19 protein-coding genes, 1 pseudogene and 1 riboswitch are annotated in these 23,081 nt (G+C 64.0%); of the genes and pseudogenes, 11 read left to right on the top strand and 9 right to left on the bottom strand.

The features are described 5' to 3' along the window. Positions 1-14 precede the first annotated feature (14 nt). Positions 15-623, bottom strand: a complete 609-nt coding sequence (gene phaR / locus NKH99_RS14315; RefSeq protein WP_023678449.1) for a polyhydroxyalkanoate synthesis repressor PhaR — start codon at positions 621-623, stop codon at positions 15-17. Between the two features lie 278 nt (positions 624-901). Between phaR and NKH99_RS14310 the strand changes: the two genes are divergently transcribed. The 6 genes and pseudogenes from NKH99_RS14310 to NKH99_RS14285 all read left to right on the top strand — a co-directional run bounded on the left by NKH99_RS14310 (position 902) and on the right by NKH99_RS14285 (position 8,891). Further along, entirely contained in the window at positions 902-2,086 is a 1,185-nt protein-coding gene (locus tag NKH99_RS14310) for an acetyl-CoA C-acetyltransferase (protein WP_352540282.1), read from the top strand. Between the two features lie 103 nt (positions 2,087-2,189). Further along, positions 2,190-2,915, top strand: coding sequence for an acetoacetyl-CoA reductase (gene phbB / locus NKH99_RS14305; RefSeq protein WP_352767641.1), 726 nt, complete (start codon positions 2,190-2,192; stop codon positions 2,913-2,915). A 731-nt stretch (positions 2,916-3,646) separates the two neighbouring features. Beyond that, on the top strand, positions 3,647-7,054 hold the full coding sequence (locus NKH99_RS14300) for a helicase-related protein (protein WP_353014427.1): 3,408 nt from the start codon (positions 3,647-3,649) through the stop codon (positions 7,052-7,054). A 12-nt stretch (positions 7,055-7,066) separates the two neighbouring features. Further along, positions 7,067-7,454 (top strand): annotated as a pseudogene (locus tag NKH99_RS14295) (RNA-binding S4 domain-containing protein). Positions 7,455-7,602: 148 nt separating this feature from the next. Continuing rightward, complete coding sequence (fdxA, locus tag NKH99_RS14290; protein WP_292664799.1) at positions 7,603-7,941, top strand: ferredoxin FdxA; 339 nt, start codon at positions 7,603-7,605, stop codon at positions 7,939-7,941. A 368-nt stretch (positions 7,942-8,309) separates the two neighbouring features. Then, positions 8,310-8,891, top strand: coding sequence for a CarD family transcriptional regulator (locus NKH99_RS14285; protein ID WP_006327799.1), 582 nt, complete (start codon positions 8,310-8,312; stop codon positions 8,889-8,891). Positions 8,892-8,968: 77 nt separating this feature from the next. On the opposite strand, the gene NKH99_RS14280 is transcribed toward NKH99_RS14285, so the two are convergent. The 3 genes from NKH99_RS14280 to NKH99_RS14270 form a co-directional block, all read right to left on the bottom strand. Next, complete coding sequence (locus NKH99_RS14280) at positions 8,969-9,742, bottom strand: amino acid ABC transporter ATP-binding protein (protein ID WP_352814922.1); 774 nt, start codon at positions 9,740-9,742, stop codon at positions 8,969-8,971. After that, positions 9,739-10,419, bottom strand: coding sequence for an ABC transporter permease subunit (locus NKH99_RS14275; RefSeq protein ID WP_352471183.1), 681 nt, complete (start codon positions 10,417-10,419; stop codon positions 9,739-9,741). Before NKH99_RS14275 ends, NKH99_RS14280 begins: the two co-directional genes overlap by 4 nt. A gap of 122 nt (positions 10,420-10,541) precedes the next feature. Then, positions 10,542-11,315 (bottom strand): amino acid ABC transporter substrate-binding protein, encoded by a 774-nt coding sequence (locus NKH99_RS14270; RefSeq protein WP_352768306.1) that lies wholly within the window; start codon positions 11,313-11,315, stop codon positions 10,542-10,544. A gap of 324 nt (positions 11,316-11,639) precedes the next feature. On the opposite strand from NKH99_RS14270, the gene NKH99_RS14265 reads away from it, so the two are divergent. Continuing rightward, positions 11,640-12,497, top strand: a complete 858-nt coding sequence (locus tag NKH99_RS14265; protein ID WP_353014426.1) for an RNA polymerase factor sigma-32 — start codon at positions 11,640-11,642, stop codon at positions 12,495-12,497. 13 nt (positions 12,498-12,510) lie between these two features. Here NKH99_RS14265 and NKH99_RS14260 read toward each other — a convergent pair whose 3' ends face one another. From NKH99_RS14260 to thiB, 4 genes are all read right to left on the bottom strand, one after another. Further along, the gene (locus NKH99_RS14260) at positions 12,511-13,980 is read right to left on the bottom strand and encodes a M48 family metalloprotease (protein ID WP_352683380.1); all 1,470 of its coding nucleotides are present in this window, start codon (positions 13,978-13,980) and stop codon (positions 12,511-12,513) included. A 253-nt stretch (positions 13,981-14,233) separates the two neighbouring features. Next, a complete protein-coding gene (gene thiQ, locus NKH99_RS14255; protein WP_352613421.1) occupies positions 14,234-15,025 on the bottom strand; it encodes a thiamine ABC transporter ATP-binding protein in 792 nt (263 codons plus the stop codon). Further along, positions 15,022-16,641: a thiamine/thiamine pyrophosphate ABC transporter permease gene (gene thiP, locus NKH99_RS14250; RefSeq protein WP_353014425.1), complete on the bottom strand. Its 1,620-nt coding sequence runs from the start codon at positions 16,639-16,641 to the stop codon at positions 15,022-15,024. The genes thiQ and thiP overlap by 4 nt, the downstream gene beginning before the upstream one ends. Positions 16,642-16,878: 237 nt before the next feature. Continuing rightward, on the bottom strand, positions 16,879-17,892 hold the full coding sequence (gene thiB, locus NKH99_RS14245) for a thiamine ABC transporter substrate binding subunit (RefSeq protein WP_352683378.1): 1,014 nt from the start codon (positions 17,890-17,892) through the stop codon (positions 16,879-16,881). 43 nt (positions 17,893-17,935) lie between these two features. After that, a riboswitch (TPP riboswitch) is annotated at positions 17,936-18,050 on the bottom strand. 127 nt (positions 18,051-18,177) lie between these two features. Here thiB and NKH99_RS14240 point away from each other — a divergent pair. From NKH99_RS14240 to NKH99_RS14225, 4 genes are all read left to right on the top strand, one after another. Next, positions 18,178-18,822 (top strand): thiamine diphosphokinase, encoded by a 645-nt coding sequence (locus NKH99_RS14240; RefSeq protein ID WP_352540290.1) that lies wholly within the window; start codon positions 18,178-18,180, stop codon positions 18,820-18,822. 15 nt (positions 18,823-18,837) lie between these two features. After that, positions 18,838-20,658: an ABC-F family ATP-binding cassette domain-containing protein gene (locus NKH99_RS14235; protein ID WP_352817675.1), complete on the top strand. Its 1,821-nt coding sequence runs from the start codon at positions 18,838-18,840 to the stop codon at positions 20,656-20,658. A 76-nt stretch (positions 20,659-20,734) separates the two neighbouring features. Next, positions 20,735-20,977, top strand: a complete 243-nt coding sequence (locus NKH99_RS14230; RefSeq protein ID WP_254816484.1) for a type II toxin-antitoxin system CcdA family antitoxin — start codon at positions 20,735-20,737, stop codon at positions 20,975-20,977. Beyond that, a complete protein-coding gene (locus NKH99_RS14225; RefSeq protein WP_352450813.1) occupies positions 20,977-21,276 on the top strand; it encodes a CcdB family protein in 300 nt (99 codons plus the stop codon). Before NKH99_RS14230 ends, NKH99_RS14225 begins: the two co-directional genes overlap by 1 nt. A gap of 33 nt (positions 21,277-21,309) precedes the next feature. Here NKH99_RS14225 and NKH99_RS14220 read toward each other — a convergent pair whose 3' ends face one another. Then, entirely contained in the window at positions 21,310-23,010 is a 1,701-nt protein-coding gene (locus NKH99_RS14220) for a hypothetical protein (protein WP_352979170.1), read from the bottom strand. Positions 23,011-23,081: the final 71 nt, after the last annotated feature.

Raw genomic sequence — 23,081 nt, 5'->3', positions numbered from 1 at the left:
CCTCGCCCCGGCAATCACGACATGGTGTCGAGCTTGCGCTGCATCGCGGCGATCTGCTCCTTCAGCTCCTGGAGGTCGTCGGGTTTTTCCGGCGTTTCCTTCCTGGCCGGTTCGGCCGGCGCTGCTGCCGGCGCCGAGCCCGCGGGCGGGAACGGCGTGAACAGCCGCATGGCGTTCTGGAACATTTCCATGTTGCGCCGCGTCTGCTCCTCCAGCACCTTGATCGGCGTAGCGATCTTCATCATGTCCATCGGCGACTTGCCGAGCGCATCTTTCATCTGCTCGCGAAAGCGCTCCTGCTCCTTCGAGAAGGCCAGCATCGACTGTTCGAGAAAGCTCGGCACGATCATCTGCATCTGGTCGCCATAATAGGCGATGAGCTGACGCAGGAACGGGATCGGCAGCATGTTCTGCCCGTCCTTGTTCTCCAGCTCGAAGATGATCTGGGTCAGTACCGGATGCGTGATGTCGTCACCGGTCTTGGCGTCCTGGACAGTAAAGTCCTCGCCTCTTTTGACCATTTCAGCGAGATCCTCGAGCGTCACATAGGTGCTGGTGCCCGTATTGTAGAGACGGCGATTGGCATATTTCTTGATAACAATAGGTTCGTCTTTTGCGGCCATCTGCATCCTCCCCGGACACCGGGCAGCTTAAGTAAGCCGCCGGTAACGATTGCGCCTTTTTAAAGGATATGCGCAAAAGCGCCATGAATCCAAGCAGTTTGTGCAGTGCGGGAACATTTTATGCTGCGCAGCACGGACGGGCCGCCGTCGCAGCGACGGGCGGCATGCTTGCGGGAGTGGGACGCCATGCCCATTTCGGGTTTGACTCGGGTTGTGGAAAGGGCAAGAAAAGTCCCCGACGGCACCCGAAATCGTTCCCCGAAAGCCTGGAGAAGAACATGTCCGCTTCCAACGCCATCGTTGTCGCCAGTGCAGCGCGCACGCCCGTCGGCTCCTTCAACGGCGCCTTCGCCAACACCCCAGCCCATGAATTGGGTGCCGTCGCCGTCAGGGAAGCGCTGGTCCGTGCCGGCGTCGACGGCAAGGAGGTGGACGAGGTCATTCTCGGCCAGATTCTGACCGCGGCTCAAGGGCAGAACCCGGCGCGGCAGGCGGCAATGGCTGCCGGCGTACCGCAGGAGGCGACCTCCTGGGGCCTGAACCAGCTCTGCGGCTCGGGCTTGCGCGCCATCGCGCTCGGCATGCAGCAGATCGCCCAGGGCGACGCGAGGATCATCGTTGCCGGCGGCCAGGAATCGATGTCGATGGCTCCGCATGCACAGCATCTGCGCGGTGGCGTCAAGATGGGCGATTTCAAGCTGATCGACACCATGATCAAGGACGGCCTGACCGATGCCTTCTATGGCTATCATATGGGCAACACCGCTGAGAACGTCGCCCGCCAGTTCCAGATCACCCGCGACGACCAGGACCAGTTCGCACTGGCTTCCCAGAACAAGGCCGAGGCCGCGCAGAAAGCCGGGAAATTCAAGGACGAGATCGTTGCCTTTACAGTCAAGGGCAGGAAGGGCGACACCGTCGTCGACCAGGATGAATACATCCGCCACGGCGCGACAATCGATGCCATGACCAAGCTCAAGCCCGCCTTCGACAAGGAAGGCACGGTGACTGCTGCCAATGCTTCCGGCATCAACGACGGCGCCGCCGCCGTGGTGCTGATGACCGAAGCGGAAGCCGCAAGGCGCGGCATCACACCGCTGGTGCGCATCGTTTCCTGGGCGACCGCCGGTGTCGACCCGCAGATCATGGGGACGGGACCGATCCCCTCCTCGCGCAAGGCGCTGGCCAAGGCCGGCTGGTCGGTTGGCGACCTCGATCTGGTCGAAGCCAACGAGGCCTTTGCCGCGCAGGCCTGCGCCGTCAACAAGGACATGGGCTGGAATCCGGCCATCGTCAACGTCAATGGCGGCGCCATCGCCATCGGCCATCCGGTCGGCGCCTCGGGCGCCCGCATCTTCAACACGCTGGTCTACGAGATGCGCCGCAGAAGTGCCAAGAAAGGCCTTGCCACGCTGTGCATCGGCGGCGGCATGGGTGTTGCCATGTGCGTGGAAGCATTGTGATGAGATAAGCGATACGAATAGGATGCTGGCGCAAGGCGAGTAGGGAAAGAGGGCAAACCCCACCGCTTCAACGCTCAGTCATCTGCATTTCCCGGGAGGACATATGACAAAGGTTGCAATCGTCACAGGCGGGTCGCGCGGCATCGGCGCGGCGATATCGGTCGCCTTGAAAAGCGCCGGCTATTCGGTCGCCGCAAACTACGCCGGCAATGAAGAAGCGGCGGCAAAGTTCAAGGCCGCGACCGGCATCCCGGTCTATAAATGGTCCGTCGCCGACTACGAGGCCTGCGCCGCCGGCATCAAACAGATCGAAGCCGATCTCGGTCCCGTCTCGGTGCTGGTCAACAATGCCGGCATCACTCGCGACGCGATGTTCCACAAGATGACCCGCGAGCAATGGAAAGAGGTCCTCGACACCAACCTTTCCGGCGTCTTCAACATGACGCATCCGTTGTGGGGCGGCATGCGCGATCGTAAGTTCGGTCGCATCATCACCATCTCCTCGATCAACGGTCAGAAAGGCCAGGTCGGCCAGGTTAATTATTCGGCCTCGAAGGCCGGCGATATCGGCTTCACCAAGGCACTGGCCCAGGAAGGCGCGCGCGCCGGCATCACCGTCAACGTCATTTGCCCCGGCTACATCGCCACCGAGATGGTCAAGGCAATGGACGAGAAGGTCCTCAACGAGCGCGTCATCCCGCACATCCCGGTCGGCCGTCTCGGCGAGCCGGAGGAGATCGCGCGCTGCGTCGTCTTCCTCGCTTCCGACGATGCCGGTTTCATCACCGGCTCGACCATATCAGCCAATGGCGGCCAGTACGTCGCCTGATCGTTTGTCTTTACGTTGAGACAGATCCTCGCTTGGACGAACGGGCCTGCAAAACGGCCCGTTTCTATAGCGGTCTTCCCGTTGCAAGATCTCGATGCAGCACGCTGCCCCAATCCGGCACGCAAAGGTTAACGGCAAACTCGCAGCTTGTGCAAAAGCCGCCCGGCAGCCTGTGGATTCTCGGTGGAAAAGCTGTTCACGACACAACATGTTGCGGTGAACAAACCAAGAAACTTCAGCTATCGCTGATTCGTCGCCGATTCGTTCCGGCTTTGAGCGGAGCGTTAACGGCGAGAGCTGAAAACACCCGCGAAATGATTAAAGCGCATTAGGAAACATCAATAATTTCATAATGTTGTGCGAAGCAGGTTGGCCAGCCACGACCATTCACCGGCAAAGGTTAACCGCAGTGCTCGCTTGGATGCCGCTTGCATAAATCGGGCCAGTTTCCGTGATTCAGCATGTGGTGAGGTATGCCGACAGAAAACCCAGATGTAGCCGTGAACAAACCCTGAATCAGCGCGAGTCAGTGATTCGTCGCTGATTCGTTCCAGACTCGTTCCAACTGTTAATCGGGAACAGATTTTCTGGCTTCGAACCAACCAATCGGCCTGCCCTCGGCATATTCCGCTTTCGCTTCGCGCCCGAAATCCCTATGTGTCGCCTGTCATACGCGGCCAATATGGGCGCGCTCCCGACAATGCGAGGCAGAGAGCCTTATTTCCAGGCCGATGAACATCCATCCGAAACACACTGAACCGCTGATCCTGTCGGGTCGAGACGTGACGGCCGTGCTCGGCCCGACCAACACCGGCAAGACCCATCTCGCCATCGAACGCATGGTGGCGCACGAAAGCGGCGTCATCGGCCTGCCGCTCAGGCTGCTTGCCCGCGAGGTCTATACGCGCGTCTGCGAGAAGGTCGGCGCCCATAAGGTGGCGCTCATCACCGGCGAGGAAAAGATCCAGCCGGCGGGCGCGAAATACTCGGTCTGCACCGTGGAAGCGATGCCGCGCGAGACCGACGCCGCCTTCGTTGCCATCGACGAGGTCCAGCTCGCCGGCGATCTCGAACGCGGCCACATCTTCACCGATCGCATCCTGCATCTGCGCGGCCGCCAGGAGACGCTGCTGCTGGGCGCGGCCACCATGCACGGCATTCTGCAGCGCCTGCTGCGGGGCGTGTCGGTGGTGACGCGACCACGCCTCTCGCATCTTGCCTATGTCGGCTCGAAGAAGCTGACCCGCCTGCCGCGGCGCACGGCGATCGTCGCCTTCTCGGCCGACGAGGTCTATGCCATCGCCGAGCTGATCCGCCGCCAGCAGGGCGGTGCCGCCGTCGTGCTCGGCGCACTCAGCCCGCGCACCCGCAACGCCCAGGTGGCGCTGTTCCAGTCGGGCGACGTCGACTACCTCGTCGCCACCGACGCCATCGGCATGGGCCTCAACCTCGACCTCGACCATGTCGCCTTCGCCCAGAACCGTAAATTCGACGGCTACCAGTACCGCAACCTGACGGCGGCCGAGCTCGGCCAGATTGCCGGCCGCGCCGGCCGGCATCTGCGCGATGGCACCTTCGGCGTCACCGGCCAGGTCGATCCGCTGGATGATGAACTGGTCAACAAAATCGAGGCGCATGATTTCGACCCGGTGAAAGTACTGCAGTGGCGCACCGCGCATTTCGATTTCGCCAACCTTGATGCGCTGAAGCGCTCGATTGAGACCAACGCCCCGGTCGAAGGCCTGACGCGCGCGCTGCCGGCAGTAGACGCGCAGGCGCTCGAGCATCTGTCGCGCGACGAGGACGTCCGGGCACTCACCACCGATGCCAGGCGCGTGGCGCTGCTGTGGGAAGCCTGCGCGCTGCCCGACTACAGGAAGATCGCGCCGGCCCAGCACGCCGACTTGATCGCCTCCATCTACATGGACCTTGCCAGGCACGGCCATGTCGACGAGAACTACATGGCCGAGCAGGTGCGCCGTGCCGACACCACCGAAGGCGACATCGACACGCTGTCGCACAGGATTGCCCAGATCCGCACATGGACCTTCGTTTCCAACCGGCCCGGCTGGCTGGCCGATCGGGCACACTGGCAGGAAAAGACGCGCGAAATCGAAGACAGATTGTCGGATGCGCTGCATGAGCGGTTGACGAAACGTTTTGTAGACCGCAGGACTTCCGTCCTCATGCGGCGCCTTAGAGAAAACACGATGCCTGAAGCCGAAATCAGCCCAACCGGAACCGTCCTCGTCGAAGGCCATCACGTCGGCGAGTTGCAAGGTTTCCGCTTCACCGCCGACCAGAGCGCCGGCGGCGAAGACGCCAAGGCGGTGCGGGCGGCGGCGCAGAAGGCGCTTGCCGCCGAGTTCGAGGCGCGGGCCGAGCGCTTCGGCGCCTCGGCCAATGGCGACATCGCGCTGGGTTCGGATGGCACGCTGCGCTGGATCGGCGCGCCGATCGGCACGCTGGTCGCCGGCGAAGACGCTTTGAAGCCGCGTCTGGTTCTGCTGGCCGACGAGCAACTCACCGGCCCGGCACGCGACAAGGTTGCGGCGCGCGCCGAGCGCTTCGTAAACTTCCAGATCGAATCCCTGCTGAAGCCGCTGGTCGACCTCAAGAATGCCGAGCAGATCACCGGCATCGGCCGCGGCATTGCTTTCCAGCTCGTCGAGCATTTCGGTCTCATCAACCGTCGCGACATCGCCGACGAGATGAAATCGCTCGACCAGGAAGGCCGCGCGGCGCTTCGCCGTCTCGGCGTGCGCTTCGGCGCCTACCATGTCTTCGTGCCGGCGCTGATCAAGCCGGCGCCGGCCGGGCTGGTAACGCTGCTGTGGGCGCTGAGAAACGACGGCAAGGACAAGCCCGGTTTCGGCGATGTCGTTCACGCACTGGCCTCCGGCCGCACCTCGGTGGTCATCGATCCGACCTTCGACAAGACCTTCTACAAGCTTGCCGGCTACCGCAATCTTGGCCGGCGTGCTGTACGCGTCGATATTCTCGAACGGCTGGCCGACCTGATCCGGCCGGCGACCAACTGGAAGCCGGGCCTCGGCCCTCGCCCCGACGGCGCCTATGACGGCCAGTCCTTCATGGTGACGCCGCCGATGATGTCGATTCTCGGCGCCACCGCCGACGACATGGAAGAAATCCTGAAGGGACTCGGCTATCGCGCCGATGCCAAACCGGCGGCCGAGGTCAAGGCGCGGCTCGAAGCACAGGACAATGCCGCGCGTGAAGCTGCCGCTGCAAAGCAGGCGGCGGAAGAGACTGCGCGAGTCGAGCAGGCGAGGATGGCGGAAGCATCTGCCGCGGCAGAGCCGCCGGCGGAGGCTTCGGAACCTGTGTCGGATGCGGCTCCTGTTGCGGAGGCGGCGGCCGAAGCTGTGACCGAAGCGACGGCAGAGCCTGTCGCGGAAGCTCCAGCCCCTGAAGCTGCGGCAGAAGTCACGCAAGAGACCCGGCCCGCCGCGGAGGCAACTGCTGAAGCGCCTGCGGAACCAGCGGCCGAGCCAACGGCGGAACTTGGGGCGGAAACTGAGGCTGCGGCACCGGTAGAGCCGCCGGTTCTCGAAACTACGGAAGCATCGCCGGCCGAACCTGCAGCAACGACGGAAGCCGTCGCCGGCGAAGCTGCTCCAGAAGCCGAGGAGCCAAAACCTGTCCTGTTATGGCGGCAGGGTCGTTTCGACCAGCGCCCGCGTCATCGCCAGCATGACAACCGCCCCCGGGACAATCATCGGGACAATCGCGCGCGCAGTGGTCAAGCTGCGCCGGACAGCCGCAGCGATGCGCCGGTAGATGCCGGCGGGCAAGCGACGCCGGGCGACCGGCCCGCCCGTCAGGGGCGCCACGACCAGCGCGACGGCGCCGGCAAGCCGCGCTTCGATCGCAGCAAGTTCAAGCCCAGGCCGCAAGGCGAGGCGGTAGAGCAGCGCGCCGGCAAGCCGCAAGGTGAACGCCCGGACCGGCGCGAAAACCGGCCCGACTGGAAGGCTGGCCGGCAGGACGGCAAAGGCGGCGCCCAAGGCGCAAAACCCGCCTTCCAGCCAAAGCCGCGTGAGGAACGCCCGGTCCGCTTCGACCCGGACTCGCCCTTCGCCAAGCTCGCCGCGTTGCGCGACCAGCTGAAGAAGTAAGCTGCTCGTCCAATGGTCACTGATGCCCGCCAGCGCATCGACAAGTGGTTGTTCTTCTCGCGCGCGGTAAAATCGCGCACGCTGGCAGCCAAGCTGGTCGTCGCCGGACGCGTCCGCATCAATCGCGACAAAGCAGCGCAGGCCTCCGACACGGTCCGGCCGGGCGACGTTTTGACCATCACGCTGGAGCGGCGGATCTTCGTCTGGAAGGTCCTTGGCACCGGCGTACGGCGTGGCCCGGCCGAAGAGGCCCGCCTGCTCTACGAGGACATGTCGCCGCCCCCCGCGCCCAAGGGCGAGGCGCTTCCGGACGCGGTGCCGCCGTTGCGCGAGGCCGGCAGCGGTCGCCCGACGAAGAAGGAACGCCGCCCAGACCGACCACCTGCTCGGCGACGATTGAGCAAGGTCGAACGCCCGCTTTGCCGGCCTTCCGGAATTCCATTCCGGAAACCGCGGCACCGCTGGCAGGGGCCGCCCTTGCCACCAGCGGACAAAGGCGTTACCTCACCAAAAAAGCCCAACAAAATGGGACGTCCCGGAGCCGACCAATGACCTATGTCGTGACCGACAATTGCATAAAATGCAAATACATGGACTGCATCGAGGTCTGTCCGGTCGACTGCTTCTACGAAGGTGAGAACATGCTCGTCATCCACCCGGACGAGTGCATCGATTGCGGCGTCTGCGAACCGGAATGCCCGGCCGACGCAATCAAGCCCGACACCGAGTCGGGTCTCGACAAATGGCTGCAGATCAACACCGAATATGCCGAGAAATGGCCCAACATCACCGCCAAGAAGGAGCCGCCGGCCGACGCTAAAAATTTCGATGGCGAAACTGGCAAGTTCGAGAAATATTTCTCCCCGGAGCCCGGCGAAGGCGACTGACGAGCCTGCCGGCTGCGGTGGCCTGACGCCGCGTAACAGACGTGATACATTAACTGCCTTGACAGGCGGCGACGGCGCGCGGCCTTCGCGCGTGCAGCAAAACCTTGATTCTTCCGACTTTTTGTGTTATATCAGCCAAACATGCCGGTGACACAACGTCGATTTATGGCGCAAACGCCCCAAATCACTGAAAGGTGAATTTCTCAATCCGGACCAGAGCGATCTGGGGCAGGCGGTCGCAATGTTGCGATTTGCCGGTCCTGGCCTTTCCGGTGAGTTCATCGTTGTGTGGCTAAGGACCGGTCACCCCGGTCGCACGAGTTCGGGCCGGCACGATGCCGGTACCACAACAAGGAGTTCAGGGCGTAATGGCAACGATCACCCCGCAGAAGAAGTCCACCGCAGCGCGCCACGGTTTCAAGACCGGCGAATACATCGTTTATCCGGCGCATGGTGTCGGCCAGATCGTCTCGATTGATGAGCAGGAAGTCGCGGGCCACAAGCTGGAGCTGTTCGTCATCGACTTCCAGAAGGACAAGATGCGCCTCAAGGTGCCGGTCGCCAAGGCGACCTCGATCGGCATGCGCAAGCTGTCGGAAGAGGATTATGTCGAGCGCGCGCTGAAGGTCGTGCAGGGCCGCGCCCGCGTCAAGCGCACCATGTGGTCACGCCGTGCCCAGGAATATGACGCCAAGATCAACTCCGGCGATCTGATCTCGATCTCGGAAGTGGTGCGCGACCTTTACCGCGCCGATAACCAGCCGGAGCAGTCCTATTCCGAGCGCCAGCTCTACGAGGCGGCCCTCGACCGCATGGCCCGCGAGATCGCGGCCGTCAACCGCATGTCGGAGACCGAAGCGGTCCGCCTCATCGAGGTGAACCTCAACAAGGGCCCGAAGCGCGGCGCTAAGGCCGACAACGAGGAAGCCGAGCAGGAAGAAGCCGCCTGAGTTTTTTTGCTTTCGAATCCAGAAAAACCCGGCCTCGCGCCGGGTTTTTTGTTTTGGCTGACCGGCGACGGGCATATCTAACCTTCGCCGCCGCCTTCCCTCTCCGCCTCGTGCTTCAGCGTGGCGATGAACCGCTTGGTCCGCTGGCGCTCCGGATTGCTGAACAGCACCGCGGCCGGCCCTTGTTCGACGATGTTGCCGGCATCGAGGAACACCACTTCCCGCGCGATCTTGGAGGCGAGCCGCAGATCATGCGTCGCCATCACCATGGTCGTGCCCTCACTGGCGAGCTTGCCGAGCACATCGACCACCTCCTGCGCCAGTTCCGGATCGAGTGCCGAGGTCGGCTCGTCGCAGAGCAGGACTTTCGGCGAAGGCGCCAGAGCCCGGGCAATCGCCACGCGCTGCTGCTGGCCACCTGACAGCGTCGCCGGCCAGGCATCGGCCTTGTGCGCCATGCCGACCTTTTCGAGCAGGGCCAGCGCCCGTTCGCGCGCCCTCTCCTTGGGCCATCTCAGCACCGTCACCAGCCCCTCCATGATGTTCTCGATCGCGGTGCGATGCGGAAACAGCTGGAAATTCTGGAACACCATGCCGGTCTGCAGCCGCAGCCGCTGGATATCCCTGGTCGAGACCCTGCCGCCGGGGCGGAATTCGAGTGCATCGTCGCCGATCCGTACCGTGCCTGAAGTCGGGAGCTCGAGCAGGTTGATGCAGCGCAAAAGCGTGCTTTTCCCTCCGCCCGACGGTCCGACAAGCGCCGTAACGCTGCCTTCCTCGATGGTGACGGTCACGCCCTTCAGCACAAGATTGTCGCCGAAACGCTTTTCGATGTTGGTGAGGCCGATCATGCGCGCGCCTCCAGGAAGCCGCCATAACGGTTGAGCCGCGTTTCCAGCCGCGCCTGCAAGGCCGACAGCACGGAGCTCATGATCAGATAGAGGGCCGCTGCCTCGACATAGAGGATCAGCGGCTCATAGGTGGTGGCGACGATGCGCTGCGCTGCCTGGAACATCTCCGGCACGGTGATGGCGGCGGCGAGCGAAGTGTCCTTGACCAGCGAGATGAAGGTGTTGGACAGCGGCGGCACGGCGACGCGCCCCGCCTGTGGAAGAATGGTGCGCCGCATTGCCTGGGCCCAGGTCATGCCGATCGAATAGGCCGCTTCCCACTGGCCCTTGGGCACCGAACCGATGACGGCGCGGATGATTTCCGATGAATAAGCACCGATGTTCAAGGTGAAGCCGATCAGTGCTGCCGGAAAGGCGTCGAGCAGGATGCCGACCGATGGCAGGCCGTAGAAGATAAGGAACAGTTGCACGAGAAGCGGCGTGCCGCGGAATATCCAGACGTAGAAGCGGACCACGGCGACCAGCGGTTTGGGACCGAACAGCCGGACAAGCGCCACAACCAGGCCTAGGACAAGACCGAATGCAAACGACAGCAGCGTCAGCGGCACGGTGAAGATCAGTGCAGCCCATAGCAGCGTAGGCAGGGATTCCAGCATCAATTGCAGCCAGTGCGGCACGAAGGCTCCTCCTTGCCAGATTGCCGTCGCTCATATCACGCGAAAGCGGCGGGCCGTCAAAAGACAGCTCGCCGCGATATGAACGACGTGGGCCTGCGTTCGGCCCACACGAGAAAGCCGTTTTACTTCGAAACGTCCTGGCCGAAATAGGTGTCGGCGATTTTCTTGTAGGTGCCGTCGGCCTTGATGTCGGCCAGCGCCTTATTGATGGCGGCCACCAGTTCCGGATCGCCCTTGCGCACGATGACGCCGGAATAGTCGGCGTTTTCTTCCTGGGCGGCAATCTTCACATTGGCGTCGGGCTTGTGCTTCTTGAAGTCGAGGAAGGACAGGCTGTCATTGATGGTGGCGTCGGCGCGGCCCGTAAGAAGCAGCTGGATCGACTGGTCGAAGCCGTCGGTGCCGACGAGCTCGGCGCCATTGGTTTCAGCCAGCTTGCCGAAATTCGAGGTCAGCGATTGCGCCGCCTTCTTGCCCTTGAGATCGGCGAAACCCTTGATGTCGGTGTTGTCGCCGCGCACGATCAGCACCGCCTTGGAGGCGATGTAGGGATCGGAGAAAGCATATTTGGCCTTGCGCGCCTCGGTGATGCCGACCTCGTTGATGACGGCATCGTAGCGGTTGGCGTCGAGACCGGCGATCAGCCCGTCCCATTTGCCTTCGAGGAACTGGGCTTTGACGCCGAGGCGCTCGGCGATGGCGCGCGCGATCTCGACGTCGAAGCCGACCAGCGCGCCGGAAGCATCATGATAGGTGAAGGGCGCATAGGTTCCTTCTGTGCCGACCTTGAAGACGCCGGACTGCTTGATCTGGTCGAGATTGGCGCCGGCGTGACCGGCGGCGATGGCCAGAACCTGCAGCGTTCCGGCGATGATGAGCGATTTGAGCCATTTCATTTTTCTGTGATCCGTCCTTGGCCGGTGTCCGGCGTCATTGCGAGTGCCGGAAAATGACAGATGCGCGATGCCAGAATAAGAAACTGAATTTCAAAAATCCCGCGCCCTTGAAATCCAATTCTCAACCAGCATCTCCCGGCGCCATCCGGCTGAGTCAAGGCCGGCGGCGAATCGCCTGGAACAGCGCAATCGACATGACAGTCCGGGGGAACATTCCCCCGCATGGCACGTTCTTCGCTGTTGTAGGGCGCGGCGCCGCCATTTCAACCATCGGCGCCAACTCACGATTCGATCGCACCGCAACGCCTGAAGCAGGAGCGCGGCATGATGGAAGACAGTGCAGGACGGACCATGGTTCGCGCGGCGATGAAAGCCCCTTATCTGGAACGTGACGAAGAGCATCTCCTGGCGCTGCGCTGGAAGGAAAACAATGACCAGCACGCGCTGCACCGCATCACCGTCGCGCATATGCGGCTGGTCATTTCCATGGCGTCGCGGTTTCGCCACTACGGCCTTCCGCTGGGCGACCTGATCCAGGAAGGCCATGTCGGGCTGCTGGAGGCCGCGGCCCGTTTCGAACCCGAGCGCGAGGTGCGGTTCTCGACCTACGCGACTTGGTGGATTCGCGCCTCGATGCAGGACTATATCCTGCGCAACTGGTCGATCGTGCGCGGCGGCACCAGCTCGGCGCAAAAGGCGCTGTTCTTCAACCTGCGGCGTCTGCGCGCCCGCCTGGCAAACGGCGCCGAGCAGACGTCGAATGCCACGCTCTACCGCGAAGTGTCGGCGGCTCTCGGGGTATCGGAAGCCGATGTGGCGATGATGGATTCCCGCCTTTCGGCGCCGGACAGCTCGCTCAACACGCCGCTAGCCGACGATGCGGGCGCAACCGAGCGGATGGAGTTCCTGGTTTCGGATGACCCGCTGCCCGATGAGGTCGTCGGCGATACGATCGACGTCGAACGCCGCTCGGTGTGGCTGAAGACGGCACTCGGCGCTCTCAATGCGCGCGAGCTCAGGATTATCGAGGAACGCCGGCTGAGCGACGAGGGCGCGACGCTCGAAGCGCTCGGCGAGACGCTCGGCATCTCCAAGGAACGTGTCCGGCAGATCGAGGCGCGCGCCATGGAAAAGCTCAAGGTGGCGCTGGTAAAGCAGAATCCGGAATTTCTCGCAGCCTGAATCGCGTCGCCTGCTATTTGTCGGTGACGATCTTGACCTTGTCGCCGGCCGAAACCGCGGCACCCGGCGACAGCGCGTTGAGCACCCTGAACAAATCCAGCTTGCGGTCGACGCCGACCATCTGCGCGGCCAGGGAGCCCATTGTCTGGCCGGGCTGCACCGTGACGATGCGGATACGCAGCGGCTTCAACGCCGCCTTCTCGGCAGCACTCAGGATGCGGAACGAGCCGCTGACCGAGCGCGCCACCGTGCTCAGCGAGGTGCTGGCCGACGGTGCAGCAGTCAGCAAGCGGTAGACCTGGCCGCCGGCGCGGATCACCGCAATGTCGAATTGCCAGCCATCGGCGCCGGCATGCGCGGTTGCCGCTTCGTTGCCGTTGATCGTCTCCTGGCGCACGCTGCTGTCGTCGAGGCCGGCAACCCAGCCGCTGCGGATGTAGTCGGTCAGCGAGCGGTCCTTGTCGATCGAAACGCCGTCGAAGCGGATTGCCATGTCGCCCGGGCCTGTGGCCGTCACCGCCGCCGCCGAATTGTCGATGACGAAACCGTTGGGCACCGAGAACGACACACCGAGGCCAGGGTGCAGGAAGGTTTCGCCGCGCACGTAGCCTTCCTCCGGCGTGTCGCCGTAAAGCAGCCCGTCTACGCCGGCAAGAAATGAATCGCGGTCGCGCGACCCGACACCAGGCGCGCCGAACTGGCGGGCGTGGCGCTGCGCGAGATCGATACGCTGCGGCGTGTTGGGGTGCGTCGCCAGGAAGTCGAGGCTGGCGTCGGTGGCGCCGCTGATCGAGCGGAAATCGGTATAGGCCGACATCGACTGCAGGAAGCGGCCGGCGGCGTAGGGGTCGAAACCGGCTTCGCCGATCGACTTGATGCCGATGGCGTCCGCCTCCAGCTCCTGATTGCGCGAGAACTGGGCCAGCCTCAGCTTGCCGCGGATCAGCGCCGCCTTGGCCGTCGGGTTGTCGCCGAGCACGTCCGAAACGACCTTGGTCGCCAACCCCTCTTCGGCTTCCAGCTGCTGGCGCTGCAGGCCGTGGTTGGCTGTAACGTGGCCCATCTCATGCGCAATGACGGCGGCCAGCTCGGCGGAATCGTTGGCCAGCGCCAGCAGCCCGCGGGTGATGTAGAGATAACCGCCCGGCAGCGCGAAGGCATTGACGTTGGGCGAGTTGAGGATGGTGATGCGGTAGGTCTGGGTTGGGTTGGCCGACACCACGGTCAGTCTGCCGACGATCTTGGCCACCATGCGCTCGAGCTTGGGGTCGGAATACTCGCCGCCATAGGTGGCGAGGATGCGCGGGTGCTGCGCCTTCGCCAGTTGAGCGAGCTTGCCGTTGGCGGCGACATTGTCGACCGTGATCGGCTTGTCTGAGGGCTGAAAGCCTGATTCCTGCACGTCGGGAGGCGTGAACATCTGGCAGCTTGCCAGCGCCACGGCAAGACCGGCCAGCGCCAGAAAGCGCGCCAGCGGTTTCACCCTCCGATTGTCGATGCCGGTCGGCAGATCGGCTTCCTTTCAAGTCCTGGCACGTGACCGCGAAAATCGGGCGCGATTTCCGGAAAGCATCACGCGCAAATCAAGTGCTACGGCGTCCTTCGTGCGTCCGACAGATACGAGGCAGCAAGGGCAAATCACGGTCTAGGCCGGACCAGCTCCTGGCGGACCTAGCCACACTACCTCGACCATGGCAAGCAAGCGCCGCTTCGCCTTCCGCCGGTTTGACCATAAATTATGTCCGCTTCCGGGCAACATCTCGTGATCCAGCCGCAAACGGACCCGAGCCGATATAGCGTCGGAATGCCTCCGGTCCAGCCCCGACGAAAAAATCGGCCGCGGTGCCCGTCGCGGCAACCGTGCCACCATCCAGGAAAACCATGTTTTGGCCGATACGGCGCGCATCGTCCGGCTGGTGCGTGACGAATAACACCGTCATGCGCTGCTCCGAATGGACGTCGGCCACCAGGTCGAGCATGTCGTCGCGCAGTGCCGGTCCGAGCGAAGCGAACGGCTCGTCGAGCAACAGCACCGGCCGGTCGCGCACCAGGACCCGGGCGAGCGCGACGCGCTGCCGCTCGCCGCCGGAGAGTTCGCGCGGCAGCCGGCTTTCCTTGCCGGCAAGGCCGACGCGCTTCAGCGCTGCGGCGATTGCGGCGCGGTCAGCCTCGCTCAGCCTGAGCGAAGGCGAGCGGCCGAGCCCGACATTCTGCTCGAGGGACAGATGGGCAAACAGGTTGTTTTCCTGGAACACCATCGATACCGGCCGCGCTGATGGCGGCGCAGTGCTGACGTCGGCGCCGCCGATCAGCACGCGGCCCGACCGCGGCGTCTCGAAGCCGGCCACCAGATTGAGCAGCGTCGACTTTCCCGAACCGCTCGGCCCCATGATGGCGGTGATTTCCGACGCCGGGAAATCGACATCGAATATAAGCGGCGTTTCACCATAGCTGAACGAGACATTATCGAGCCGCACGGCCGCGCCTTTTTCCACCGAAATGGACCGTTCCGGGCTGATCGGCATCATGATTTCTCCCTCCTTCCCAGCCAGTCCGCGGCCAACACCAGCGCCAGGCAGACAAGGCCGAGCAGCAGCGCCAGGCCGGCGGCATCCTCGGTGCGGTAACTGCCCATGCGCGCCAGCAGCAGATAGGGCAAGGTCTGCACGGAATCGCTGCCGAACAGCGCAATGACGCCGAGATCGCCGAGCGACAGCGCCATGGCGAACGCGAAGCCGGTGGCGAGCGGCCGCCGCAGCGACGGCCAATCGACCAGCCGCAACCGGTTCCAGCCCGAGATGCCAAGCTGTGCGCAGAGCCGTTCGTGGCGTTCGCTCGCTGCGTCATAGGCAGGGCGGATGGCGCGGATGGCGAACGGCATCGCCATCACCGCATTGACCGCAACGACCATGACAGGGGCGATCGCAAAGACATCGCCGACGGTGCGCAGGAGCAAGAACCAGCCGGCACCGATGACGATGGGCGGCACCACCAGGACGAACCCCGCACCGGTGTCGGCCAGGTGTTCGAGCAGCGTCCTCCTGCCGCTCCGCCGGGTGAGCGCCAGCGCCCGGCGCGCCATCACCAGCGACAGCGACAACGCCACAGAGAGCAGCGCCGACAGGAGGGAGAGCACGGCACTGGTCGCCGTCGCTTGCCGCACCGCGCTCTCGCCGGCCAGGCGGCCGAGATCGGCGCCAAGCCCGGCTGCCAGCGTGGCCGCCATCGGCCCGGCGACAAACAGCAGTGCGAGCCCGATCGCCAGCGCGTTCAGCACGGTCTCGGCCGCACCGGCTGAAAAATACCGGCGCGGCGCCACCGGCAGATTGGCGTCGCCGGTCATATTGGCGCCAAGCCGCGTCAGTGCCAGCACGACGACGAAGGTCAGGGCAATCTGCAGCAGGGTCAGCGTCACCGCCCGCGCCGGGTCGAAGTCGAAACGCAGCGCCTGGTAGATGGCAACCTCGAGCGTCGTCGCGCGCGGCCCGCCACCGAGCGTAAGCACGATGGTGAAGGAGGTGATGCACAGCATGAAAACGAGCCCGGCAACGCCGGGCAAGGCCGCACGCAGCGGCGGCCATTCGATCAGCCGGAAGGCCGGCGCAGCCCCCATGCCAAGCTGGCTCGCCAGCCGCCATTGGTTAGCCGGCACGGTCTGCAACGCCTCCAGGAACAGCCGCGTCGCCAGCGGCAGGTTGAAGAAGACATGGGCGGCGAGTATGCCCGACAAGCCATAGATGCCGGGCCAGCTCTGGCCGCCTAGCGCGCCCAGCGTGCCGGCGAAATAGCCGGCGCGGCCATAGAGCGCCAAGACACCGAGGGCGGCAACAATGGCCGGCAGCGCCAGTGGCACGGCGAAAAGCTGGAGGATGAAGCCTCGCCCGAAAAAACGCGGATGCCGCGACAGGGCGCGCGCGACGAACAGCGCCGGTGCAACGGAGAGCAGGGTCGACAGCAGAGCCTGCCAGAGCGTGAAACGGACGACGCGCAAGAGATAGGAATCGAAAGCGGAGGCGGCGCCGGACAGGTCGCGTGTGGCTTCGACGACGAGCCCGGCGAATGCACCGCCGATCAGCAGCGCGATGGCGGCGAGCGCGACGATGCCGGCAGTGACGCGGGAGTCCAATGATACCGCGCGTTGCACGCTAGACCACCAGATTCGAGATTCTTAGCGAGGACAGCGTTCCTTCGCGCCCCCCTCTGTCCTGCCGGACATCTCCCCCACGAGGGGGGAGATCGGGTGTCACCCACGCGTTCGCCTCACTCCAACGTTGCCAAGGAAGAGCCAGCAATGAAGCTGCCAATCTCCCCCCTTGAGGGGGAGATGGCCGGCAGGCCGGAGGGGGGTGGCTTGGCGCAAACATCCGACGAGGCTTGAGCCCTACCTGCTCATCGCCGCAAGCCACTCATCGACCCAGGCCTTGCGGTTGGCCGCGACGTCTTCCGGGCTGAACAGCAGGGTCTTGGTCGGCTTGACCAGCTTGTCGAACGCCGGGTTGAGCGGCTTGTCGGTTTTGCCGGCCGGGAACATCCAGTTGGTTTCGGGAATGACATCCTGGAATTTCGGTCCGGTCATGAAGGCAATGAACTTTTCCGCCAGCGGGTTCTTCGCGCCCTTGGTGGTGATCCCCGCAACCTCGATCTGCAGATATTCGCCCTCCTCGAAGGACGCCGCCTGGTAGCGCTCGGTGTTTTCGGCGACCATGTGGTAGGCCGGCGAGGTGGTGTAGGACAGCACCATCGGCGCCTCGCCCTTGGTGAACAGGCCGTAGGCCTCGCTCCAGCCCGGCGTTACCGTCAGCACCTTCGCCTTGAGTTTGGCCCAGGCTTCCGGCGCCTTGTCGCCATAGACCGATTTGACCCACAGCAGCAGGCCAAGGCCCGGCGTCGAGGTGCGCGGATCCTGGATGACGATCTTCTCTCCGGCATCGCCCTCGACCAATTCCCTGAGGCTCTTCGGCGGGCTCTTCAGTTTTTCGGTATCGTAGACGACGGCGAAATAGCCATAGTCGAACGGCACGAAAATATCGTCGCTCCAGCCGCCCGGCACATTGACGCCCGAGACGGCGCCGTGCGGCGAAAACAGGCCGGTTGCCTTGGCGTCGGCGGTTAAGTTGGTATCGAGGCCAAGTACGATATCGGCCTTGGTCGCGGCGCCTTCCAGCTTCACACGGTTGAGCAGCGCCACGCCGTCGGCGACCGAGACGAATTCGACGACGCAACTGCATTCGGCCTCGAAGGCCTTCTTCACCGCCGGTCCCGGACCCCAATCGGCGGTGAAGCTTTCATAGGTATAGACCGTCAGTCTATCCTGTGCCGATGCCTGCCCTGGCAGGGCGAGCGCGGATGCCGCAAGCAGGACAATTGAGACAAGAGAATGGAAAAAACTGCGCATCGGCGCCTCCTTCGTTCGCGTTGAAAGGAATTGAGGCGTCGGGCTGTCCGAAACGTCTAATCCCTCCGCCGGTACAAACCGGATCAGGTTCAGCGGGTTGGCAGTCTTGCCTCTCAGCCGGTCCGCGAAAATCGCGTCCGGCACCCCGTTAGAGCGTTGCGACACATAGGCCCGGCCGAAGTGCTGCGCAAGCGGAAGTTTGCCGGGCATCCAAAGCCCAGCCTTCCGTTTCGTCTGCCGTTTCATCTTCCGTTTCCGGGGCAGGGCTGGTAAGGGCCACGAGATATGAGCACATTCACCATCCTGCTTGGCGGCGATCTCATCCGCACACCGCTGCTCGACCGCCAGGTCGAAGGCTCGCGCGTCATCGCCGCCGACGCCGGCATCGGCCATGCCCGTATGCTGGGCCTGAGGCCGGAACTCTGGGTCGGCGATTTCGATTCCGTGCCTGCCGAGTTGCCGGAGGATCTGGCCGCCGTGCCACGGCAGGTGTTTCCTGCCGAAAAAGACAAGACCGACGGTGAACTCGCTATCGCCGCCGCGCTCGAACGCGGTGCGACCAGCCTTGTGCTCGCAGGCGCCTTCGGCGGCAAACGTACCGACCACATCTTCCTGCATCTGGCGCTGAGCGTCCGGCTGGCGGAAGGCGGGACGAAAGTGCTTTTGACCAGTGGCGTACAGGAAGGCATTCCCTTGCTGCCGGGAAAGACTGGCTTCGACTATGCCGACGGCACGCTGTTTTCGGTGCTCGGCTTCTCCGATCTCGCCGGCCTGAGCGTCACCGGCGCCAAATGGCCGCTCGACCATGTCGAGGTTGCGTTCGGCTCGTCGCTGACCATTTCCAACGAGGTCAATGGCCGGCTCGAAATCGCGCTGGCCAGCGGCCGCGCGCTGCTGCTCGCGCATCCCTACCCTCTTCCGGAAAGCTGAGCCCAGAAAGCTGACATGGCGCCGCCGCTTCTCAATCTCGACGGGATAAAGCTGACCTTTGGCGGCACGCCGCTGCTCGACGGTGCCGCCCTGACGGCCTCTGCTGGCGACAAGATCGCCCTGGTTGGCCGCAACGGCTCTGGCAAGTCGACGCTCCTCAAGATCGCCGCCGGGCTGATTGAACCGCAGGACGGCGAAGTCTTCCGCCAGCCTTCGGCGACCGTGCGCTACTTGCCGCAAATGCCCGACATGGACGGCTTTGCGACTGTCCGCGCCTATGTCGAGGCGGGGCTCGGGCCGGCCGACGATCCCTACCGCGCCACCTATCTGATGGAGCATCTCGGCCTGACCGGCGAGGAACGGCCGAACGACCTCTCCGGCGGCGAGGCGCGGCGCGCCGCCCTCGCCCGCGTCATGGCGCCGGAGCCCGACATTCTCCTCCTCGATGAGCCGACCAATCATCTTGACCTTTCGGTCATCGAATGGCTGGAGGAGGAGCTTGCCCGCACCTCCTCGGCACTGGTCGTCATCTCGCATGACCGCCGTTTTCTCGAGCGCGTGTCACGCGCCACAATCTGGCTCGACCGCGGCCAGACCCGCCGTCTCGACAAGGGCTTTGGCTATTTCGAGGAATGGCGCGACACGGTGCTGGAGGAGGAAGAGCGCGAGCAGCACAAGCTCGGTCGCCAGATCGTGCGCGAGGAGCACTGGCTGCGCTATGGCGTGACAGCGCGGCGCAAGCGCAACATGCGCCGGCTCGGTGAGTTGCAGACCATGCGCCAGCGCTTTCGTGGTCATCGCGGCGCCGAGGGTGCGGCGACGATGACAGCCAGCGACGCCGCCGAATCCGGCAAGCTGGTGATCGAAGCCAGGAACATCGAGAAGACCTTTGGCGATCTGACCGTGGTCAAGGGATTCTCGACCCGAATCCAGCGCGGCGATCGCGTCGGTCTGGTCGGGCCGAACGGCGCCGGCAAGACGACGCTGTTGAAGATGCTGACCGGCGAATTGAAGCCGGACGCGGGCACGGTGCGGCTCGGCACAAATCTGGAGATCGCCACGCTCGACCAGAAGCGCGAAGCCGTCGACCCGCAGGAGACATTGGCGCAGTATCTCACCGACGGGCGCGGCGAGAACCTCGTCATCAATGGCGAGCAGCGCCACGTCGTCTCTTACATGAAAGACTTCCTGTTCAAGCCGGAACAGGCGCGCACGCCGGTGCGCGAGCTTTCGGGCGGCGAGCGGGCGCGGCTGATCCTCGCCCGCGTTTTGGCGCGGCCGGCAAACCTGCTTGTGCTCGACGAGCCGACCAACGACCTCGACATGGAGACGCTGGAGCTGCTGCAGGAATTGGTCGCCGGCTTTGCCGGCACGGTGATCCTGGTCAGCCACGATCGCGATTTCCTCGATCGCACCGTGACCAGCATCATCGCGCCGGATGGTGACGGCCGCTGGATCGAATTTGCCGGCGGCTATTCCGACATGCTGGCGCAGCGCGGCGGCACCAGGCTGGACGACCGCAAGGCGCGACCAAAGGCCGAGACGGGCGACGCGACGGCGGCAAGCAGGAACGAAGCGGCCGCACCGAAGGGCCCGGCCAAGAAACTGTCGTTCAAGCAGAAATTCGCGCTGGAAACCTTACCCAAGAAGATCGAGGCGGTGTCGGCCTCGATCTCGCGGCTGGAGAACAACATCGCCGATCCGGCCTATTACGAGCGCGATCCGGCCTCGTTCCAGAAGACGATTGCCGCGCTCGACAAGGAGCGCGTCACACTGGCAGCGCTCGAGGAGGAATGGCTGGAACTGGAAATGCTGCGCGAGGAGATGGAGGGGTAATTCACGAGTTCAAGCATCTTGTCATTGCGACTAGAGAGGAATGCGCATATATTATGCGCATACTGCGGAGGTGATCATGCGCAAGATAGCTGTGAATGCGGTTCGCCAGCCGGCAAATCTGTCGATCGACTCAAAGCTCATGAAGGAAGCCAAGGGGCTCGATGTGAATGTCTCGCGCGCCGCTGAAGCCGGCATCGCCGAGGCCGTGGCCGCCGAAAAGACGCGGCTGTGGAAGCTTGAGAACCGCGCGACGATAGATGCCTGGAACGAATATGTCGAAAAACACGGTATTCCGCTGGCAGAACATCGGCAATTCTGATGGCGCGCTACGACGTCTTCGCGGGTAGCATCGAAGGCGGCTATCTCCTCGACGTCCAGGCCGATCTGCTAGACCATTTCAAGACCCGGGTGGTCGTCCCGCTTCTGCCGGCTGCGATGGCGCCATCACCAATGCGAAAGCTCCATCCGATTTTCGAGATCAATGGTCGGAAATTGGTCATGGCCACCCATTTGATCGCCACGGTTGCGGCGACGGAACTGGGCGAGAGCCGACTGAATCTGACGAGGCATCACGACGAGATCGTGGCCGCGCTCGATATGCTGTTCCAGGGCTTCTGAACTGCTGGGGAGCTTCGGGGTGGCGGACCGTCTTCACCCCGCCGTCTTAGTCTGCCAGGCCTTAAGCGCCTCGTCGAACACCTTCTCGCCTGGAATGCCCTTTTCCATGGTGAGCAGCGCCCGCCGCCCGGTCTTGTAGACGACCGGCACGTCGATCCAGTCCTGACCTCTGAGTAAGGTCAGATTGGCGTCTTCATCCGCCTTGGTATCGTTGAGCGCAACCAGGAAGAAACCGTCGGCGATCTTGGCCGGGATGCCGATCAGCGGGCTTCCGGCATCCTGCTCGGAGCCCTTCATGGCGACACGCAGGATGTTGTCGACGCCGCCGCCCTCGAAGCCGTCAGGCGTCAGGAAGATCATCTCGATAATATGGCTGGCCGGCAGCGTCTGGTCGGTGTTGCGACGGATCGTCATGCGCAACTGGATATCCTTGCCTGGAATGGTCGCCTCGGCGCGGATCGCCGGCTCGGGCGGCAGGTCGCCGCCGGGCGATTCCTGCACCAGCGACCAGACGATATTGCCGGGCTCGGCCGAGCCTTGAGCGGTGCTGGTGCGCTCCTCGTAGAAGATCGCCTTCTGGCCGACGGCCAACGTGGCTTGCGGCGGAACTGCCGTTGGTGCCGCTGCCGGTGCTGGCGGCGGGGCGGCCGCTGCAGGCGCTGCTGCCCCGTTGGCGGGCGGCGTTGCGGGAGTTGGTGCAGCGGACCCATCGACTGCTGGAGCATTGGCCGTGGCTTGCGTGTCGGCGGGTGCGGCCGGAGCCGGCGCGGCCGGTGCCGGGGTGGTCGGTGCCGGGGTGGTCGGCGCTTGTGCGGCCGATGGCGGCGTGGTCAGTGCGGCGACGGATTCGCCTTCGCCGATGCCCGCCTGCCCGGCCGCGGGGCCGGGATCGACTTCGTGGCCCTCGGGCGTCAGGCGCTGCGTGAACTTCGCGCCCTCGCCGGAATCCGTCGGAGGCGCGGCGGCCGGTACGGCCGCATCGGCCACCGGCTTGGCCGGGGCTGGTTTTACCAGCGGTTCGGTGGCGACGGCTGTGGTCGAGTCGAGGCCGAGCATGCTGCCGAACGCATCCTTGTTCAGCCAGATGCCATAGCCACCACCGGCAATGACGAGCAAAGCAATGGCGGCGGCGATCACACCGCCATAGCTGCGCCTGCGCTCCGCAGGATAGAGCCGCTGGAACCTGTCCTCCGCGGGGCCGCCGTCGTTGGAAAAGTCGTCGCCCGGAAAAACGCCGTCTTGGCCGTCAGCCGTCGGAAGTTCCATATCGGACGGCGGCGGACCAGCGCGCTCCTGAGAAAGAGCGACGGGCTGCGGCTTTTGCCAGTTCGGCGCCGCCTTGGCGGGCGTGGGCTGCCAGGCCGGCCCAGTCTTTGCTGGCTCCGTCTTTGCCGGCTCGGTCTTGGCCGGCTGCCATGCCGGCTCCGTCTTTGCCGGCTGTCGGATATGGCTGGACTGGTTCTTGTTGCGGTCGATGGAGGAGAAGATGTCCTCCAGTTCCGCCAGCGGGTCGGGTGGCGGCGCAGGCTTGGCATAGTCCCGCTCGACTTTGGCGATGGCGTCTTCCAGTGCACGCATCTGCCGGTCGACATCGGAAGGCGTCATCGTGGCCTTCTCTGCGAGTTGTTTCGCGATTGACGAACGGGCCCTGTCATAGACCCTGGCGCGCACTTCCGCCGACGGCTCACCGAGTTTATCGAGCGCCTTTTTCAGAATAGGAACAAAATCTACCATACGTCAGTCGACCTGCATTTGTTTCTGGGCCGGCCCCCGCAAATCAGCCGCAATGCCCGGAAAGGCTGAGA

The sequence above is a fragment of the Mesorhizobium sp. M0854 genome (assembly GCF_040319815.1).
Lineage (GTDB): Bacteria > Pseudomonadota > Alphaproteobacteria > Rhizobiales > Rhizobiaceae > Mesorhizobium.
The sequence above is the reverse complement of the archived record's forward strand: the minus strand, read 5'-3'. Positions and strand labels throughout refer to the sequence as shown.

Excerpts from the sequence above, each read along its gene's own strand:
- fdxA (WP_292664799.1), top strand. The coding sequence starts at position 7,603 with ATGACCTATGTCGTGACCGACAATTGCATAAAATGCAAATACATGGAC.
- phbB (WP_352767641.1), top strand. The coding sequence starts at position 2,190 with ATGACAAAGGTTGCAATCGTCACAGGCGGGTCGCGCGGCATCGGCGCG.
- thiQ (WP_352613421.1), bottom strand. The coding sequence starts at position 15,025 with ATGATGCCGATCAGCCCGGAACGGTCCATTTCGGTGGAAAAAGGCGCG.
- thiB (WP_352683378.1), bottom strand. The coding sequence starts at position 17,892 with ATGCGCAGTTTTTTCCATTCTCTTGTCTCAATTGTCCTGCTTGCGGCA.
- NKH99_RS14240 (WP_352540290.1), top strand. The coding sequence starts at position 18,178 with ATGAGCACATTCACCATCCTGCTTGGCGGCGATCTCATCCGCACACCG.
- NKH99_RS14235 (WP_352817675.1), top strand. The coding sequence starts at position 18,838 with ATGGCGCCGCCGCTTCTCAATCTCGACGGGATAAAGCTGACCTTTGGC.
- NKH99_RS14230 (WP_254816484.1), top strand. The coding sequence starts at position 20,735 with ATGCGCAAGATAGCTGTGAATGCGGTTCGCCAGCCGGCAAATCTGTCG.
- NKH99_RS14265 (WP_353014426.1), top strand. The coding sequence starts at position 11,640 with ATGATGGAAGACAGTGCAGGACGGACCATGGTTCGCGCGGCGATGAAA.
- NKH99_RS14285 (WP_006327799.1), top strand. The coding sequence starts at position 8,310 with ATGGCAACGATCACCCCGCAGAAGAAGTCCACCGCAGCGCGCCACGGT.
- NKH99_RS14300 (WP_353014427.1), top strand. The coding sequence starts at position 3,647 with ATGAACATCCATCCGAAACACACTGAACCGCTGATCCTGTCGGGTCGA.
- NKH99_RS14310 (WP_352540282.1), top strand. The coding sequence starts at position 902 with ATGTCCGCTTCCAACGCCATCGTTGTCGCCAGTGCAGCGCGCACGCCC.
- NKH99_RS14225 (WP_352450813.1), top strand. The coding sequence starts at position 20,977 with ATGGCGCGCTACGACGTCTTCGCGGGTAGCATCGAAGGCGGCTATCTC.
- NKH99_RS14280 (WP_352814922.1), bottom strand. The coding sequence starts at position 9,742 with ATGATCGGCCTCACCAACATCGAAAAGCGTTTCGGCGACAATCTTGTG.
- phaR (WP_023678449.1), bottom strand. The coding sequence starts at position 623 with ATGGCCGCAAAAGACGAACCTATTGTTATCAAGAAATATGCCAATCGC.
- NKH99_RS14270 (WP_352768306.1), bottom strand. The coding sequence starts at position 11,315 with ATGAAATGGCTCAAATCGCTCATCATCGCCGGAACGCTGCAGGTTCTG.
- NKH99_RS14220 (WP_352979170.1), bottom strand. The coding sequence starts at position 23,010 with ATGGTAGATTTTGTTCCTATTCTGAAAAAGGCGCTCGATAAACTCGGT.